Origin of the sequence: Pseudomonas sp. NPDC089428 (assembly GCF_044749325.1) — a bacterium.
Lineage (GTDB): Bacteria > Pseudomonadota > Gammaproteobacteria > Pseudomonadales > Pseudomonadaceae > Aquipseudomonas.
Genome location: NZ_JBIVHT010000008.1, coordinates 267002 through 281074, shown reverse-complemented (window position 1 = coordinate 281074; position 14073 = coordinate 267002). Strand labels below are relative to the sequence as shown.

Below are 14073 nucleotides of genomic sequence, written 5' to 3'. Positions count from 1 at the left end.
GAAGCAATCTCTTCTTCTTGATCCTCGATCAGCATCGAGGCAGTCGTAGCGGTCGCCTGCAATGCATGCAGCTCGTTCTTCGCCCTGATACGGTGCCCCACCAAACGATTGATGTGCCGGCCAAGGCCTCTCAGTTCAAGCTGTACAGGGCTTGGCGGCGTCCACAAACGCGGGGTCATACGCTCCCCGTACTCGGACAGCAACTGAGCATCTATTGCGTCAGTCTTGCTGTTCACCAGCATCAATTTGGCGAAGTTGTGGAAACTTTTTGGGTTGATCACTGAAACGGGCAGGTCGGCAGCGTGCAGCTCGATGGCCAAGTCCAGGTAATAGATCCCGGTAGCCTCCATCACAATCGCCTTGGGTTTGAGGGCTAGTAGTTTTTTCACCGCAGCCTTTCGGCCTGCAGGGGTTTGAGCGATATCCCACTGACCGGCAGGACGCCCATCTTTACGTACCCCAGCGATCGATGTACGTGAGCCGATATCGAGTCCAACCCAGACACTCATTCTTCCCTCTCCCAAGCGAATTAGGTAACAATGGCCTCCGGTTCCCCGACCTCGAACTTCATGCCGCTGCAACCTTGTAATGCGAAGTCCGACTTGTCGGCTTCTCGATACTCTTCGTAGTGGGCAATGAGGCGGGGGACCTCTCTACATACAAGGTCAGGGGCAAACCCTGCCTTCAGGAGCGATCGGTCTCCCCGGAAGTGCTTCTTAGCCCAACGAGCATAACCTCTCTCGTTAGGCCAGACACAACATACAAGGAGCGGATTTATCCGCGATGCGCCGCGCGGGCGGCGCTCGATTTCAGCCTCACATCAACAGTCAGTCAGGCACTCACGACATCTCCAACACCTGACGCGGCTCACGGCGCTGGTACCAGCTCGCCATCAGCACCAGCACCAGCAGCACACCACCCAGCACCGCGGAAGAACCGATGGTGCCGAAGTCCAGCCCGCCCTTCTCGTGCGGTTTGGTCAGCACGTCGCCAAGGGTGGCGCCAAACGGGCGGGTCAGCACGAAGGCTACCCAGAACAGCACCACGCCCGGGATACGCGTCCAATAGCGGGCCAGTACCACCAAGGCGATGGCGCTGCCAACCAGCAATGCACCGCCCGCAAAGCCCAGGCCCGAATCATCCGCCAGGTAATCGCCCAGCGCGGTTCCCAAGGTGTTGGAGAACAGGATCGCCACCCAGTAGAAGATTTCACCGGTGCGGTTCTTGATACGGGTGACGTCAAGCGGGTTGCCGCTCAGGCGCCAGACCAGGAAGGTCAGCAGCAAGATACCGATCAGGATTGCCGAGCCCGTGGCATAGCCCAGACCCAGGGTGCGGTCCATGAAGTCGGACATGGTGGTGCCCGCAGTACTGGTGGAGAGGATCACCAGCCAGTACAGCATCGGGTGATAGCGACGCGAAAACAGCTGACCGAACAACGTCACCAGGAACACGCTGATCAGCACCATGGAGCTGACCGCATAGCCAACGTTGAGGGTCATCGACAGCAGATCACCGGCTGTTTCGCCAAGGGTGGTGGCGCAGATCTTCATGACCCAGAAGGCCAAGGTGATTTGCGGAAGTTTGTTCATTGTTCACCGCTCCGGAATTAGGTGCGGCGATGGTGCTGAGCAACGCCTGAAAAATCGGTTGGCGATATATGAAAAAAGCGTCATACGTTGTTACAAATTAAGATTTTTCGTTCTTAACCGCCGATTAACCCCGCTCCATCAATCTGCAATGGCTGGCGAAGCATTGCGCTCGCCCTGGGTTCGAATCACCTGAATTAGTGGCTGCAGCACACGCTGACTTGCAGCGTTTGCGGACCAATACATCTATTAATTAGATTTTTAGGCGTTATTTTTTGCGCTTTTTAATCAAATTAATCGGCGTAGCATTGAACCCATAGAAACAAACAACCTCTCGCACCAAAGGAGCAACGACCATGAAAAGCAAACTGATCCTCACCCTGGCCCTCTCGGTATTCGCTGCTGGCGCTTTCGCCGAAGACGGTTTCGACCGCACCAACGCCCACACCTTCACCGCCGCCCAGATGCAATCGGCCACCTACGCAGAAGACGGTTTTGACCACACTGGCGCACAACGCTTCGCTGAAGACGGCTTCGACCGCACTGGCGGCCAACGCTTCGCCGAAGACGGCTTCGACCGCACTGGCGGCCAACGCTTCGCTGAAGACGGCTTCGACCGCACTGGCGGCCAACGCTTCGCTGAAGACGGCTTCGACCGCACTGGCGGCCAACGCTTCGCCGAAGACGGCTTCGACCGTACCAACAGCCACCGCATCAGCTGATCCCTGTTGTGTGCTACCAGCCCGGCCTCGGCCGGGCTTGATCATTTCCAGGCGGCCAAAGGCTTGGCACACTAGGCGCCTCGCACCCAGGATGTAGCCAGATGTACTACTACGAACCCGCCAAAGGCCACGGCCTGCCCCACGACCCGTTCAACGCCATCGTCGGCCCGCGCCCGATCGGCTGGATCTCTTCGCAGAGCCAGGACGGCCAGTTGAACCTCGCGCCTTACAGCTTCTTCAACGCCTTCAACTACATTCCACCGATCATCGGTTTCTGCAGCGTCGGGCGCAAAGACAGCCTGAACAACATCGAGCAGACCGGCGAATTCGTCTGGAACCTGGCCACCCGCCCGCTGGCCGAGCAGATGAACCAGAGCTGCGCGGCTGTTGCCGCCGATATCAACGAGTTCGAACTCAGCGGCCTGACTGCGGCGCCATCGAGTATCGTCAAGGTGCCACGGGTGGGCGAAACGCCGGTGGCCTTCGAGTGCAAGATGACTCAGATCGTCCAGCTCAAGCGCGCCGACCAGGAACCGGTGCCGAGTTGGCTGATTCTTGGTGAAGTGGTGGCAGTGCACATTGCCGAGCACCTGCTGAAGAACGGCATCTACGATACCGCTGCCGCCGAACCGATCCTGCGTGGCGGTGGCCCGGCGGATTACTTCGAGTTGGGCAACCTGTTCAAGATGGCTCGCCCACAGGCCTGATCACCAGATCAGTTCGCCTTCCTCGCCCACGCCCTGCAGGCGTGCGAGTTCGGCGCAGGCGGCCTCGTCGGCCGCCATGGCGCTTTTGAACACTTGCTCGTCGAGCACCTTGTGAAAGCGTGGTGCGCCGCCCATGCCCAGTGCCTTGACCGCGATAGCGGCGTTGTAGCCACCGCCTTCCACCGGGACCATCGCCGATACCGCTTCGAAATGCGGGAATTCTCTACGTGCCATGTTGCCATCCGCCTGTTGATCGAGGGGCGGCATTCTAACCGTGTTTCAATCGAAGGTATGCAAGTCGAGGCTGCTGACGACCTGCGCCTGAACCAGTTCGCCGAACACATTGAGAGTGGGCGAGGCGAAGTAGCCACTCATCGCCTGCTGATCCTGCCAGCTGCCACTGAGCAGCCACAGGTCGGCATCGGCCTGGGAGCGCTGCACGGTGAAGCTCAGGCAACCCGGTGTGCGCAAGGATGGCTCCAGCAGGTCGCGCAAGCGGGCGCCGAGCTCTGCGGAACGACCGCTGCTGGCGCGGATGAAAGCCAGATGGGTGACCGGTTGTCGTAGGGTCATTGCACGATCTCCTTGAAGCAGGCGGGCGGAAAAACCAGGCTGCCAAGGTTAGGGGCTGGCGCGCGCGACGCGTTAGGCCATTACTGCTCACCGATTGCCTGATCCTGCAGCACGGCAGGATCAGGCAATCGACGTGCAGCTTTCGACTAGCGCCCGCCATTGCCCAAACCTATGCTGCGTCGGTCAGCAGAGGAAAGCCATCATGACCACCGCCCCGTCCATCGACCCGACTCTGGAAGTGCAACGCCAGGAACTGGCCGAGCTGATTCGCAAGCACGCCGGTGAGCCCTATGGCCCCGCCTCGGCCATCGACGACCTCTACCTGGTGCGCTACACCGAGAACGTTCGATCTGTGCCGACCTTGGCCCAACCCGCTTTGTGCATCCTGGCGCAGGGCAGCAAGAGCCTGTTCCTCGGCGACGAACAGTACGCCTACGACCCGTTGCACTACATGGTGGTTTCGGTGACCTTGCCGCTGAGCGGCGTGAAGCTGGACGCCAGCCCGGAGAACCCGAGCCTGGGTATCCGCATGGACCTCGACCCTGCCGAAATCAGCCAGTTGATCGCAGAGAGCGGGCCGATGCTGGTGCCCAACCTGCCCTCTGGCCGTGGCCTGTATGTGGAGCGCACCGATCCACAGCTGCTCGACGCGTTGCTGCGGCTGATCCGCCTGCTGGATTCACCGCGCGACATCGGCATGCTGGCGCCGCTCATTCGTCGCGAGATTCTCTACCGCCTGCTGCGTGGGCCGCAGGGTTATCGCCTGTACGAAATTGCCCTGGCCAACAGCCAGACTCACAGGGTGTGCCAAGCCATAACCTGGCTCAACCAGAACTTCCAGCAGCCGCTGCGCATCGAGGACCTGGCCCGCGAGGTCAACCTCAGCACATCGACCTTGCATCACCGTTTCAAGGCCGTGACTTCCATGAGCCCGTTGCAGTACCAAAAGCAACTGCGCCTGCAGGAGGCGCGGCGGCTGATGCTCAACGACGGCCTGGAAGCCGCGGTAGCGGGCTATCGGGTGGGGTACGAAAGCCCGTCGCAGTTCAGCCGCGAGTACAGCCGGCTATATGGCGCACCACCGATTCGAGATGTCGCAAGGTTGCGCGCCAGTGCGGGTTGATATCAGCCCGCGACCGCTGCCTGCCACTGGTTCTGATCAACCTGGATCAGCGTCGGCCCCTTGCGTTCCACTGCCCTGCCCAGCGCAGCCTGCAGTTGCTCGACATCGGCCACATGCTCGGCGTCGGCGCCCAACGCCCGCGCCACGCCGATGAAGTCCGGGGTATGGATGTCCACGCCAACCGGCTCGATGGCCCGGTTGACCATGTACTTCTTGATTTCCTCGTAGCCTTGGTTGTTCCACAGCAAAACGATCAGCGGCACTTGAGCCTCGACCGCGCTGGCCAGCTCCGGCAGGGTGAACTGCATGCCGCCGTCGCCAATCAGGCATACCGCAGGTGCTCGCTCGCTGATCTGTTCGGCGCAGCCCAACCAGGCGCCCATCGCCGCCGGCAAGGCGTAACCCAGGGTGCCGTAACCGGTGGAAGCATTGAACCAGCGGCGTGGCGCCGGCATGTCCAGGGTCAGGTTGCCGGTGTACACCGGCTGAGTCGAATCACCGACCAAGATGGCGTTGGGCAGCCGCTCCAGGATGCCAGTCAGCAACCGCGTCTGGCTCAGCGTCGGCTGGTCCCAGCTTGCCGCCAACGACTCACGCAAGCGCTGCGCACGGGCAACGCCCCAGCCCTCGGCGCGCACCGGCGACGGCAGCTGCCGCAAGGCTTCGAGCACGGCCTGGGCGGCAAGCTCGGCATCCGCCACCAGTGCCAGCTCGGGCAGGTAATTGCGCACGGTCTGGTCCGGGTCGATATCGATGCGCAGCAAACTGCCGGGGATCTTGAAGCCACCCTTGAAAGTCACGTCATAGTCGGTCTCGGCCAGTTCGGTGCCGATCGCCAGCACCACATCGGCCTCTTCCACCAGCTCACGGGTGGCAACCAGCGATTGGGTCGAACCGATCTGCAACGGGTGGCTGGCCGGCAGCAGGCCCTTGGCATTGATGGTCAGCGCCACCGGCGCCTGCAAGTGCTCGGCCAGCAGCGCCAGTGGCGCGCCCGCAGCCAGCGCACCACCACCGGCGAGGATCAGCGGCCGACGTGCCTTGGCCAGGCGCTCGGCCATGGCGGCCACTGCCTGGGGGGCGGCGCCAGCACGGGCACTGCGGACAGGGCGGCCCGGCAGCAGGTGATCGGCGGGCTCGACCAGCACGTCCAGGGGGATCTCGATGTGCACCGGGCGCGGGCGGGCGCCGTCGAACACGGCAAAGGCACGAGCCAGCACCTGCGGCAGGTCATCGGCGCTCATCAGCGTCTGCGAGAACGCCGCCACGCCCGACACCAGCGCGGACTGGTTCGGCAGCTCGTGCAGCTTGCCGCGACCACCGCCCAGTTGATCCCGCGACTGCACGCTGGAAATAACCAGCATCGGGATCGAATCGGCATAGGCCTGGCCCATGGCGGTGGTGATGTTGGTCATCCCCGGGCCAGTAATGATGAAGCACACGCCAGGCTTGCCACGGGTACGCGCATAGCCATCAGCCATGAAGCCAGCACCCTGCTCGTGGCGCGGGGTGATGTGGCGGATCGACGAGCCCGCCAGGCCACGGTAGAGCTCCACGGTGTGTACGCCGGGGATGCCGAAGACATGGTCCACGCCATAGCCTTCAAGGAGTTTGACCAGTACTTCGCCACAGGTAGCCATCGGGTTTCACCTAAGATCTTGTTGGGGAGCATCTTGTTGGAATCTGCGCCCATTGGACCCAAGGCATGGCTACCGCCACAATGCAAAAAAACACATACTAGCCATGTCCTGTAATCATGGCTCAGCGCAATGAAACGGCTACCGCCCCTGCCCGCCCTGCACACCTTCCTGGTCACCGCCCAGCACTGCAATTTCACCCGTGCCGCGCAGCAGCTGCACATTACCCAGGGGGCCGTAAGCCGCCAGATCGCCGGGCTTGAGGAGCACCTGGGCTACGCCTTGTTCCAGCGCCAGGCCCGTGGCCTGAGCCTGACCCGCGAAGGCCAGGACTGGCTGCCACGGGTGCAGCAGATCTTTGGCTTGATCGAACAAGGTGTGCGCGAAGTGGGCGGGCGCAGCGCCACCTTGCAGCTCAAGGCTCCGACCTGCGTGATGCGCTGGCTGCTGCCGCGGCTGATGGAATGGCAGGCGCTGCGGCCCGACGTGCCGGTGGAGCTGACCACCACGGTGCAGCACGGGGTGGATTTTCGCCGTGAAGGTTTCGATGCTGCCGTGGTCTATGGCGAGGCGCCGAACCATGGGCTGCGGGTGCGCAAGCTGTTCGACGAGCAGCTCACGCCAGTGTGCGCTCCGTCGCTGTTGAATGGGCCGATCGCGCTGCACCAGATCCAGGACCTGGCGCGCCATATGCTGCTTCACCCGTCACGGGATGAGCATGACTGGCGGCTGTGGCTGCAGGCAGCAGGGGTGCTGCTGGAGGCCCAGGGCCCGAAGCAGCATTTCGAAACCCTGGACATGGCGATGGCCATGGCATCCCAAGGCACTGGCGTGGCGATTGGTGACTGGTCGCTGATTGGTGATGACCTACGCAGCGGGCGGTTGTGCATGCCGTTTGCGCTGAAGGTTAAAACCGGTAAAGGGTATTACCTGGCGAGCCAGGCGAAGAGCCTGCCCCCGGGGCTGGTGGAGTTGCTGGATTGGCTTGAAGATCGCGCCAATCCTCGACTGTAGGAGCGGCCTTGCCGGGGGCGCTCCTACAGAAAAACCAGGCGATTCAGTAGCCGACGGTAAAGCGCTGGCGCGAATGCGCCGGTTTCTCCAGCTCATCGAGCATCGCGATGGCGAAGTCGGCAAAGGTGATCCAGCTCTTGCCATCCGCACCGATCAGCAGATGGTCCTTGCCCAGCGTGTAGTGCCCACTGCGCTCACCTTCGACGAACTCCGCCGACGGCGACAGGAAGGTCCAGTCCAGCGTCGGCTCCTGGCGCAGCACCTCGAGAAAACGCACGCCGGCAGTGGCTTCTGCCTTGTAGGCTTCAGGGAAGTCGGGGCTGTCGATCACACGGTGGCCGGAAGGCAGCAGCAGGCTGCCGGCACCGCCCACCACCAACAGGCGCTTGACCCCGGCGCGCTTGACCGGTTCGATGACGGCGTGGGGTTCAAGGGTCGAGAAATGCGCTGCACTCAGCACCGCGTCGACACCCGCAACCGCCTGCTGCAAAGCGGCACTGTCCTTGGCATCCAGCGCCCGGGTAGTTACACCATCACGCCCCTGCAGCTTCGAGGGGTCGCGGGCAATGGCCACGACGCTGTGACCACGGCGCAGGGCTTCTTCCAGCAATTGGCTGCCGGCACGGCCGGTGGCACCGATGATTGCGATCTTGCTCATGGGTAGGTTCTCCAGCAGTTGAACAACGAATGCACACAGCTTAGTTGCCCGATCCATGACAAAAAATGCGATGCTCAGACATAGTTTGTTTCTGAAATCGGCAAATCATGGACCGTCTCAACGCCATGCGCGTTTTCGTCACCGTCGTCGACCTGGGCAGCCAGTCGGCAGCGGCAGACCATCTGCAGCTGTCGCGGCCAGTGGTGTCGCGCTACCTGGCCGAGCTGGAGGACTGGGTCGGCGCACGGCTGATGCAGCGCACCACGCGCAAGCTCAGCCTGACCGCCGCCGGCCAGGAAACCCTGCCCCGCTGCCGCCAGCTGCTGGAGCTGGCCGGCGACCTGCAAGCCGCCGTGCAACAACCGCAAGATGCACCAAAGGGGGCCCTGCGCATCAGCGAGAGTACATCGTTTGGCCAGGCGCAGCTGGTGGATGCGGTGGCCGATTATGTGCGGCGCTACCCAGGCGTGAAGGTTGAACTGCAGATGCTCGATCGCACGGTCAACCTGGTGGATGAGCGTATCGACCTGGCAATCCGCACCAGCAACGATCTGGACCCTAACCTGATCGCCAGGCGCCTGACTGTATGCCGCTCGGTGATCTGCGCATCGCCCGCCTACCTGCGCGAGCACGGCACACCGCAACGGGTCGAGGAACTGAGCCAGCACAACTGCCTGACCCATGCCTACTTCGGCCACAGCCTGTGGCATTTCGAGGTGGATGGCCAGCAGATCGCCGTGCCAGTGCAAGGCAACATCAGCGCCAACGAAGTCATGACACTGCAGAACGCGACGCTGGCAGCTGCCGGCATCGCCATGCTGCCGACCTACCAGGCGGCCATGGCCCTGCGCAGCGGCGCCCTGGTGCGCCTGCTGCCGCAAGCGCGGCCACGGGAGCTGAGCCTGAACGCGGTATACACCTCGCGCAAGCATATGCCAGCGACCTTGCGCAGCATGCTGGATTTTCTGGTGCAACGGTTCAAGGACGAACCGGAGTGGGACCGAGACCTGTATTGACTATGCTTACAGCATCACCTGTTGCAGTCACAGGAGGCGAGCACCATGGGAATCAAGTCCAGAAGGGTCGCCCTGGTCATGGCCCTGACCGCAGTCGCAGCGCTGTATGGCTCGGCCTGCTGGCGCGCCGAGCTGCTACGCAGCCAGCCCAGTGCGGCCAACCGTTGCGAGCAGGAACACTGCGTGCCCCACACCGCAACCTTGAGTGCCGTCCGTTAGTTGACCGGCGCTACGCCGATCACTCCTCGACGCTCATGTACTCCTTGGCCCAGCGGATGTAGTCCTCAGGCTGGGTGTAGGTGTGCGAGAGCTCGGTGGCGCTGAGGTTCTCGGACTTGTTCTGCTGGCCGCGCTGCAGGCGCAGGCAGTCGTAAGTGGCCTTGATCGCGGCGAAGTAAGCGGCATGGCCATCAACCACGATACGCACGCCCAGGCGAGCGAGGCGTTCGTCGTCACGCAGGTTGGGGTTGGCGTAGGTCACCAGCATCAGCGGCACCGTCAGGTGCTCGGCAATCTGTTCCAGCTGCTCGAAATCCTTCACCCCGACCATGCAGATACCGTCGGCACCGGCCTTCTGGTAGCTCTGGGTGCGCACGATGATTTCCTCGGTGGTGAGCACCCCTGCGTTGGTCCGGGCGATGATCGACAGCGACGAGTCGACACGCGCTTCCAGGGCCGCACGAATCTTGCCTACGCCCTCCTCGACCGAGATCAGGTCGGTGGACTTGCGCCCGAACTGGGCGGGCAACAGGGTATCTTCGATGGTCAGCGCAGCCACGCCGGCGCGCTCCAGCTCGACGACCGTGCGCATCACGTTGAGCGCATTGCCATAACCGTGGTCGGCATCGGCGAGCACCGGCAGTTGAGCCACGCGACCAATTCGGGTGGCCTGCTCGACGAACTCACTCAAGGTGATCAGGGCGAAGTCGGGGGCGGCCAGCACCTGCAACGAAGCCACCGAACCGCCGAGGATGCCGACTTCGAAACCCAAGTCGGCAGCGATGCGTGCCGACATCGGGTCGAACACGGAGGCGGTGTGATAGCAGGAACCTGAAGCGAGCAGCTCGCGGAAGGCAAAACGCAGATTTTGATGGGAAGCCTTGGGCATGATCACTCCGCTTAAATATGTAGAAATTGAACGGTTGCTACCGACCCCTGAATCGGGTCTACCTGACCTGTTCCAACCGTCGCCATCTGGGCGGTCATGCTCGACATGCAGGCAGAGGAATAAAAGGTGTGGGAGACAGCGGCCTGCAGTGCTGCGACAAAATGCTGCACCAAGCTGGTGCAGGCCGCGGCGTACAGCCCCTGTGGCATACCAACGATATCACGCGGCCATGCAGCGCTGGATGAATGCGCCAATGCCGATCTTGCATAGGGGATGCAGATAGTACATAGGGAGCTACCTAACCCGGGTTACAATCGCGCTATTCGCGTCACCCTCCCAGACAAGGTACCTCCGTGACCGCCGCCCTGCCCCCGACCGTCCTGCGCAACGTGTTGACCGCCCTGATGCTGGCGATCTTTCTCGGCGCCCTCGACCAGACCATCGTCGCCGTCTCCATGCCGGCCATCTCGGCCCAGTTCAACGACGTCGGCCTGCTGGCCTGGGTGATCTCCGGCTACATGGTGGCGATGACCGTGGCCGTGCCGATCTACGGCAAGCTCGGCGACCTGTATGGCCGCCGGCGCATGATCCTCACCGGCATCAGCCTGTTCACCCTGGCCTCGATCGCCTGCGCCCTGGCCCAGGACATGCAGCAGCTGGTGATGGCGCGCGTGCTGCAAGGCATCGGTGCCGGCGGTATGGTGTCGGTGAGCCAGGCGATCATCGGCGACTTCGTGCCACCGCGTGAACGCGGCCGCTACCAGGGCTACTTCAGCAGCATGTACGCCGTGGCCAGCGTGGCCGGGCCAGTGCTCGGCGGCTGGCTGACCGAGTACCTGTCCTGGCGCTGGGTGTTCTGGATCAACCTGCCGCTGGGCCTGGTCGCGCTGTGGGCGATCCACCGCGCCCTGGCCGGCATGCCCGTGCAACGCCGTCAGGCCCGGGTCGATTACCTCGGCGCCGTGCTGCTGATCCTAGGCCTGGGCAGCTTGCTGCTGGGCATCACCCTGGTCGGCCAGGGCCAGCCCTGGACCGCGCCTGCCGTGCTGGCCTTGTTCGCCTGCGCAGCGCTTGGCCTGGCCTTGTTCATCGGCCATGAGCGGCGCTGCCAGGAACCGCTGCTGCCCATGGACCTGTTCGGCAACCGGGTTGCCGTGCTGTGCTGGGGGGTGATCTTCTTCGCCAGCTTCCAGTCGATCTCGCTGACCATGCTGATGCCGCTGCGCTACCAGGGCATCACCGGCGCCGGGGCCGACAGCGCCGCGCTGCACCTGCTGCCGTTGGCCATGGGGCTGCCCATGGGTGCCTTCACCGGTGGCCGCATGACCAGCCGCACCGGGCGCTTCAAGCCGCAAATTCTGGCAGGCGCCGTGCTGATGCCCGTGGCGATCTTCGCCATGGCCATCACCCCGCCGCAGTCCGGCGTGCTCAGTGCCGTGTTCATGCTGCTCACCGGTATTGCCTGCGGCCTGCAATTCCCGACCTCGCTGGTGGGTACGCAGAGCGCTGTGGCCAGCAAGGATATCGGCGTGGCCACCAGCACCACCAACCTGTTCCGTTCGCTGGGTGGAGCCATGGGCGTGGCGTGCATGTCCAGCCTGCTGCTGGCGCTGCTGCAACAGGGTGGTTTCGAATTGCTGGGCAACCCACTGCTGGGGAGCTTGAAGGCGGGCGAGGCGGCCCCAGACACACAGATGAGGCTGCTGGAGACCTTCCGTCACCTGCTGCTGGGCAGTGCTGCGATTGCGCTGCTGGGGTTGCTGGCGGCCGTGGCACTGCCGGACCGGCAATTGCGCGGCCGTTGACGGCTGCGCTTGCCGGCAGGCGTTAATGCTTGGTTAATACACAAGGGAAACACTTCCTCACAATCCTTAACAAAGTGTCATTTGCGCAGCGCAGGGCTCAAGCGCAGCATATCCAGCCCTGTGTCGACCCATTTTTCCGCGTCGCGCAGCAGATCGAAACTGTCAGGCAGCAGCAACCAGCGCCCGATCAGGCCATCGACATAGGCGAACAAAGCCACAGCCGCTCGTTCTATATCGATATCCGCAGGTAGCTGACCGCGGCGCACGGCATTGGCGAAGGCCAGCTTGATGCCCACATGGCAATCCAGCACCGCACCTTGGCGCTGCTGGCGAATTTCACACATGTCATCGGTGAACTCGCACTTGTGATGCAAGATTTCATTGATACGCCGGGTACGGGCGTCGAGCACCAGCTCGTTGAGCACCTGCAGCAACAGCTTGCGCATGCAGCCGAGCGGGTCCAGTTCGTCTTCGCTTTCACTGGCCCGCGCCAGGTGGTCATGGGTTTCATGCAGGCTGTCGAGCAGCGCCTGTACCAGTTCCGCCTTGTTGTTGAAATGCCAGTAGATCGCGCCCCGGGTCACGCCCGCCAGCTCGGCGATGTCGGCCAGTGTGGTGCGCGCAACCCCGCGCTTGTAGAAGGCCTTCTCCGCTGCCTCGATGATCTGGGCGCGGGTCTCCTGGGCTTCTTCTTTTGTTCGACGGACCATGGCAGTGCAACCTCATCTGGGCCCGCTGCGCTGCGCAGCCGGGGAAAAACGCCGGGGTCACCTCTGCAGGGTGCCTCCCGAATGGGCTAATCGAGGGCTGCGGTAGTAGCCAAGTACTACCCAGCGGTATTTACAAACAACCGTGAATGTAAGTATATTCGTTAGTAAGCTATTTATCCACCGGATAGTTTTTTTCTGACAAGACTCTTCCATTACTCTTGAGCGTCTCCCTGCTCTTGCGACCCGAGGATCCTCATGCAATTCAAGCCAGCCGTTACCGCTCTGGTTTCCGCCGTCGCCCTGGCAACCCTGCTAAGTGGCTGTAAGAAAGAAGAAGCCGCGCCCGCAGCGCAGGCTCCTCTGGTCGGCGTCGTCACCTTGCAGCCACAGTCCTTCACCCTGACCTCGGAACTACCGGGGCGCACCAGCGCCTACCGCGTCGCCGAAGTGCGCCCGCAGGTCAACGGCATCATCCTCAAGCGCCTGTTCAAGGAAGGCAGCGAGGTCAAGGAAGGCCAGCAGCTGTACCAGATCGACCCAGCCGTGTACGAAGCCAACCTGGCCAATGCCCAGGCCAACCTGCAGTCGACCAAGTCGCTGGCCGAGCGCTACAAGCAGCTGGTCAACGAACAGGCGGTATCGAAACAGGAATACGACGATGCCAGTGCCAAACGATTGCAGGCCGAAGCTTCGCTGAAAAGCGCGCAGATCGACCTGCGTTACACCAAAGTCCTGGCACCGATCAGCGGCCGTATCGGGCGCTCTTCGGTCACCGAGGGCGCGCTGGTGAACAATGGCCAGACCAACGCCATGGCCACCATCCAGCAGCTCGACCCGATCTACGTCGACGTCACCCAGTCCACCGCCGAACTGCTCAAGCTGCGCCGTGACCTGGAAAGCGGCCAGTTGCAGAAGGCCGGCGACAACGCCGCCTCGGTGCAGCTGGTGCTGGAAGACGGCAGCCTGTTCAAACAGGAAGGTCGCCTCGAATTCTCCGAAGTCTCGGTCGACGAGACCACCGGCTCGGTGACCCTGCGCGCGCTCTTCCCCAACCCCGACCACACCCTGCTGCCAGGCATGTTCGTGCATGCGCGGCTCAAGGCCGGGGTCAACGCCAACGCCATCCTGGCCCCTCAGCAGGGCGTGACCCGCGACCTCAAGGGCGCGCCGACCGCGCTGGTGGTCAACCAGGAGAACAAGGTCGAACTGCGCCAGCTCAAGGCCAGCCGTACCCTGGGCAGCGACTGGCTGATCGAGGAAGGCTTGAACCCGGGCGACCGCCTGATCACCGAAGGCCTGCAATACGTACGCCCAGGCGTCGAGGTCAAGGTCAGCGACGCCACCAACGTCAAGAAGCCGGGCAGCCCTGATCAGGCCAACGCGGCCAAAGCAGACGCCAAAGCGGAGTAAA

Annotated in this window: 16 protein-coding genes; 8 read left to right on the top strand and 8 right to left on the bottom strand. The window is 62.8% G+C overall.

All coding sequences use genetic code 11. The annotated features are described in order from the left end of the window. Both ACIPZ5_RS17640 and ACIPZ5_RS17635 read right to left on the bottom strand, forming a co-directional pair. A partial coding sequence (locus ACIPZ5_RS17640) for a transposase (RefSeq protein ID WP_400809829.1) occupies positions 1–509 on the bottom strand: 509 nt, incomplete at its 3' end. Between the two features lie 330 nt (positions 510–839). Then, positions 840–1592: a hypothetical protein gene (locus ACIPZ5_RS17635; protein ID WP_343598702.1), complete on the bottom strand. Its 753-nt coding sequence runs from the start codon at positions 1590–1592 to the stop codon at positions 840–842. 353 nt (positions 1593–1945) lie between these two features. Here ACIPZ5_RS17635 and ACIPZ5_RS17630 point away from each other — a divergent pair, with 353 nt between their 5' ends. Further along, positions 1946–2311: a heme utilization protein gene (locus ACIPZ5_RS17630; protein WP_400809827.1), complete on the top strand. Its 366-nt coding sequence runs from the start codon at positions 1946–1948 to the stop codon at positions 2309–2311. A 101-nt stretch (positions 2312–2412) separates the two neighbouring features. After that, positions 2413–3018, top strand: coding sequence for a flavin reductase family protein (locus ACIPZ5_RS17625; protein WP_400809825.1), 606 nt, complete (start codon positions 2413–2415; stop codon positions 3016–3018). On the opposite strand, the gene ACIPZ5_RS17620 is transcribed toward ACIPZ5_RS17625, so the two are convergent. Next, positions 3019–3285 carry a hypothetical protein gene (locus tag ACIPZ5_RS17620; RefSeq protein ID WP_079226713.1) on the bottom strand — a complete coding sequence of 89 codons (267 nt, stop codon included), beginning with the start codon at positions 3283–3285 and terminating at the stop codon, positions 3019–3021. It abuts the gene before it with no gap. Between the two features lie 12 nt (positions 3286–3297). Next, on the bottom strand, positions 3298–3591 hold the full coding sequence (locus ACIPZ5_RS17615) for a putative quinol monooxygenase (protein WP_103449332.1): 294 nt from the start codon (positions 3589–3591) through the stop codon (positions 3298–3300). Positions 3592–3793: 202 nt separating this feature from the next. On the opposite strand from ACIPZ5_RS17615, the gene ACIPZ5_RS17610 reads away from it, so the two are divergent. Then, positions 3794–4714, top strand: a complete 921-nt coding sequence (locus tag ACIPZ5_RS17610) for an AraC family transcriptional regulator N-terminal domain-containing protein (protein ID WP_400809824.1) — start codon at positions 3794–3796, stop codon at positions 4712–4714. A 2-nt stretch (positions 4715–4716) separates the two neighbouring features. Here ACIPZ5_RS17610 and ACIPZ5_RS17605 read toward each other — a convergent pair whose 3' ends face one another. Then, a complete protein-coding gene (locus tag ACIPZ5_RS17605; protein ID WP_400809822.1) occupies positions 4717–6354 on the bottom strand; it encodes a 5-guanidino-2-oxopentanoate decarboxylase in 1638 nt (545 codons plus the stop codon). A gap of 129 nt (positions 6355–6483) precedes the next feature. On the opposite strand from ACIPZ5_RS17605, the gene ACIPZ5_RS17600 reads away from it, so the two are divergent. After that, positions 6484–7365, top strand: coding sequence for a LysR substrate-binding domain-containing protein (locus ACIPZ5_RS17600; protein ID WP_343598707.1), 882 nt, complete (start codon positions 6484–6486; stop codon positions 7363–7365). Positions 7366–7408: 43 nt separating this feature from the next. On the opposite strand, the gene ACIPZ5_RS17595 is transcribed toward ACIPZ5_RS17600, so the two are convergent. After that, positions 7409–8023 (bottom strand): NAD(P)-dependent oxidoreductase, encoded by a 615-nt coding sequence (locus ACIPZ5_RS17595; protein ID WP_261941392.1) that lies wholly within the window; start codon positions 8021–8023, stop codon positions 7409–7411. A gap of 107 nt (positions 8024–8130) precedes the next feature. Between ACIPZ5_RS17595 and ACIPZ5_RS17590 the strand changes: the two genes are divergently transcribed. Both ACIPZ5_RS17590 and ACIPZ5_RS17585 read left to right on the top strand, forming a co-directional pair. Beyond that, entirely contained in the window at positions 8131–9039 is a 909-nt protein-coding gene (locus ACIPZ5_RS17590; RefSeq protein ID WP_400809820.1) for a LysR family transcriptional regulator, read from the top strand. A 45-nt stretch (positions 9040–9084) separates the two neighbouring features. After that, complete coding sequence (locus ACIPZ5_RS17585) at positions 9085–9258, top strand: hypothetical protein (protein WP_177408513.1); 174 nt, start codon at positions 9085–9087, stop codon at positions 9256–9258. A 19-nt stretch (positions 9259–9277) separates the two neighbouring features. Here ACIPZ5_RS17585 and ACIPZ5_RS17580 read toward each other — a convergent pair whose 3' ends face one another. Next, positions 9278–10147 carry an oxaloacetate decarboxylase gene (locus tag ACIPZ5_RS17580; RefSeq protein WP_400809818.1) on the bottom strand — a complete coding sequence of 290 codons (870 nt, stop codon included), beginning with the start codon at positions 10145–10147 and terminating at the stop codon, positions 9278–9280. Between the two features lie 353 nt (positions 10148–10500). Here ACIPZ5_RS17580 and ACIPZ5_RS17575 point away from each other — a divergent pair, with 353 nt between their 5' ends. Continuing rightward, positions 10501–11952 (top strand): MDR family MFS transporter, encoded by a 1452-nt coding sequence (locus ACIPZ5_RS17575; protein ID WP_400809817.1) that lies wholly within the window; start codon positions 10501–10503, stop codon positions 11950–11952. 77 nt (positions 11953–12029) lie between these two features. Here ACIPZ5_RS17575 and ttgR read toward each other — a convergent pair whose 3' ends face one another. Beyond that, positions 12030–12662: an efflux transport transcriptional regulator TtgR gene (gene ttgR / locus ACIPZ5_RS17570; RefSeq protein ID WP_261941396.1), complete on the bottom strand. Its 633-nt coding sequence runs from the start codon at positions 12660–12662 to the stop codon at positions 12030–12032. A 255-nt stretch (positions 12663–12917) separates the two neighbouring features. Here ttgR and ttgA point away from each other — a divergent pair, with 255 nt between their 5' ends. Further along, a complete protein-coding gene (gene ttgA, locus ACIPZ5_RS17565; protein WP_261941397.1) occupies positions 12918–14072 on the top strand; it encodes a toluene efflux RND transporter periplasmic adaptor subunit TtgA in 1155 nt (384 codons plus the stop codon). The last annotated feature ends 1 nt before the right edge of the window (position 14073 follow it).

What these genes read in the sequence shown, in the direction of transcription:
- ACIPZ5_RS17635 (WP_343598702.1), bottom strand. Translation starts at nt 1,592, where the DNA reads ATGAACAAACTTCCGCAAATCACCTTGGCCTTCTGGGTCATGAAGATC.
- ACIPZ5_RS17630 (WP_400809827.1), top strand. Translation starts at nt 1,946, where the DNA reads ATGAAAAGCAAACTGATCCTCACCCTGGCCCTCTCGGTATTCGCTGCT.
- ACIPZ5_RS17625 (WP_400809825.1), top strand. Translation starts at nt 2,413, where the DNA reads ATGTACTACTACGAACCCGCCAAAGGCCACGGCCTGCCCCACGACCCG.
- ACIPZ5_RS17620 (WP_079226713.1), bottom strand. Translation starts at nt 3,285, where the DNA reads ATGCCGCCCCTCGATCAACAGGCGGATGGCAACATGGCACGTAGAGAA.
- ACIPZ5_RS17615 (WP_103449332.1), bottom strand. Translation starts at nt 3,591, where the DNA reads ATGACCCTACGACAACCGGTCACCCATCTGGCTTTCATCCGCGCCAGC.
- ACIPZ5_RS17610 (WP_400809824.1), top strand. Translation starts at nt 3,794, where the DNA reads ATGACCACCGCCCCGTCCATCGACCCGACTCTGGAAGTGCAACGCCAG.
- ACIPZ5_RS17605 (WP_400809822.1), bottom strand. Translation starts at nt 6,354, where the DNA reads ATGGCTACCTGTGGCGAAGTACTGGTCAAACTCCTTGAAGGCTATGGC.
- ACIPZ5_RS17600 (WP_343598707.1), top strand. Translation starts at nt 6,484, where the DNA reads ATGAAACGGCTACCGCCCCTGCCCGCCCTGCACACCTTCCTGGTCACC.
- ACIPZ5_RS17595 (WP_261941392.1), bottom strand. Translation starts at nt 8,023, where the DNA reads ATGAGCAAGATCGCAATCATCGGTGCCACCGGCCGTGCCGGCAGCCAA.
- ACIPZ5_RS17590 (WP_400809820.1), top strand. Translation starts at nt 8,131, where the DNA reads ATGGACCGTCTCAACGCCATGCGCGTTTTCGTCACCGTCGTCGACCTG.
- ACIPZ5_RS17585 (WP_177408513.1), top strand. Translation starts at nt 9,085, where the DNA reads ATGGGAATCAAGTCCAGAAGGGTCGCCCTGGTCATGGCCCTGACCGCA.
- ACIPZ5_RS17580 (WP_400809818.1), bottom strand. Translation starts at nt 10,147, where the DNA reads ATGCCCAAGGCTTCCCATCAAAATCTGCGTTTTGCCTTCCGCGAGCTG.
- ttgR (WP_261941396.1), bottom strand. Translation starts at nt 12,662, where the DNA reads ATGGTCCGTCGAACAAAAGAAGAAGCCCAGGAGACCCGCGCCCAGATC.
- ttgA (WP_261941397.1), top strand. Translation starts at nt 12,918, where the DNA reads ATGCAATTCAAGCCAGCCGTTACCGCTCTGGTTTCCGCCGTCGCCCTG.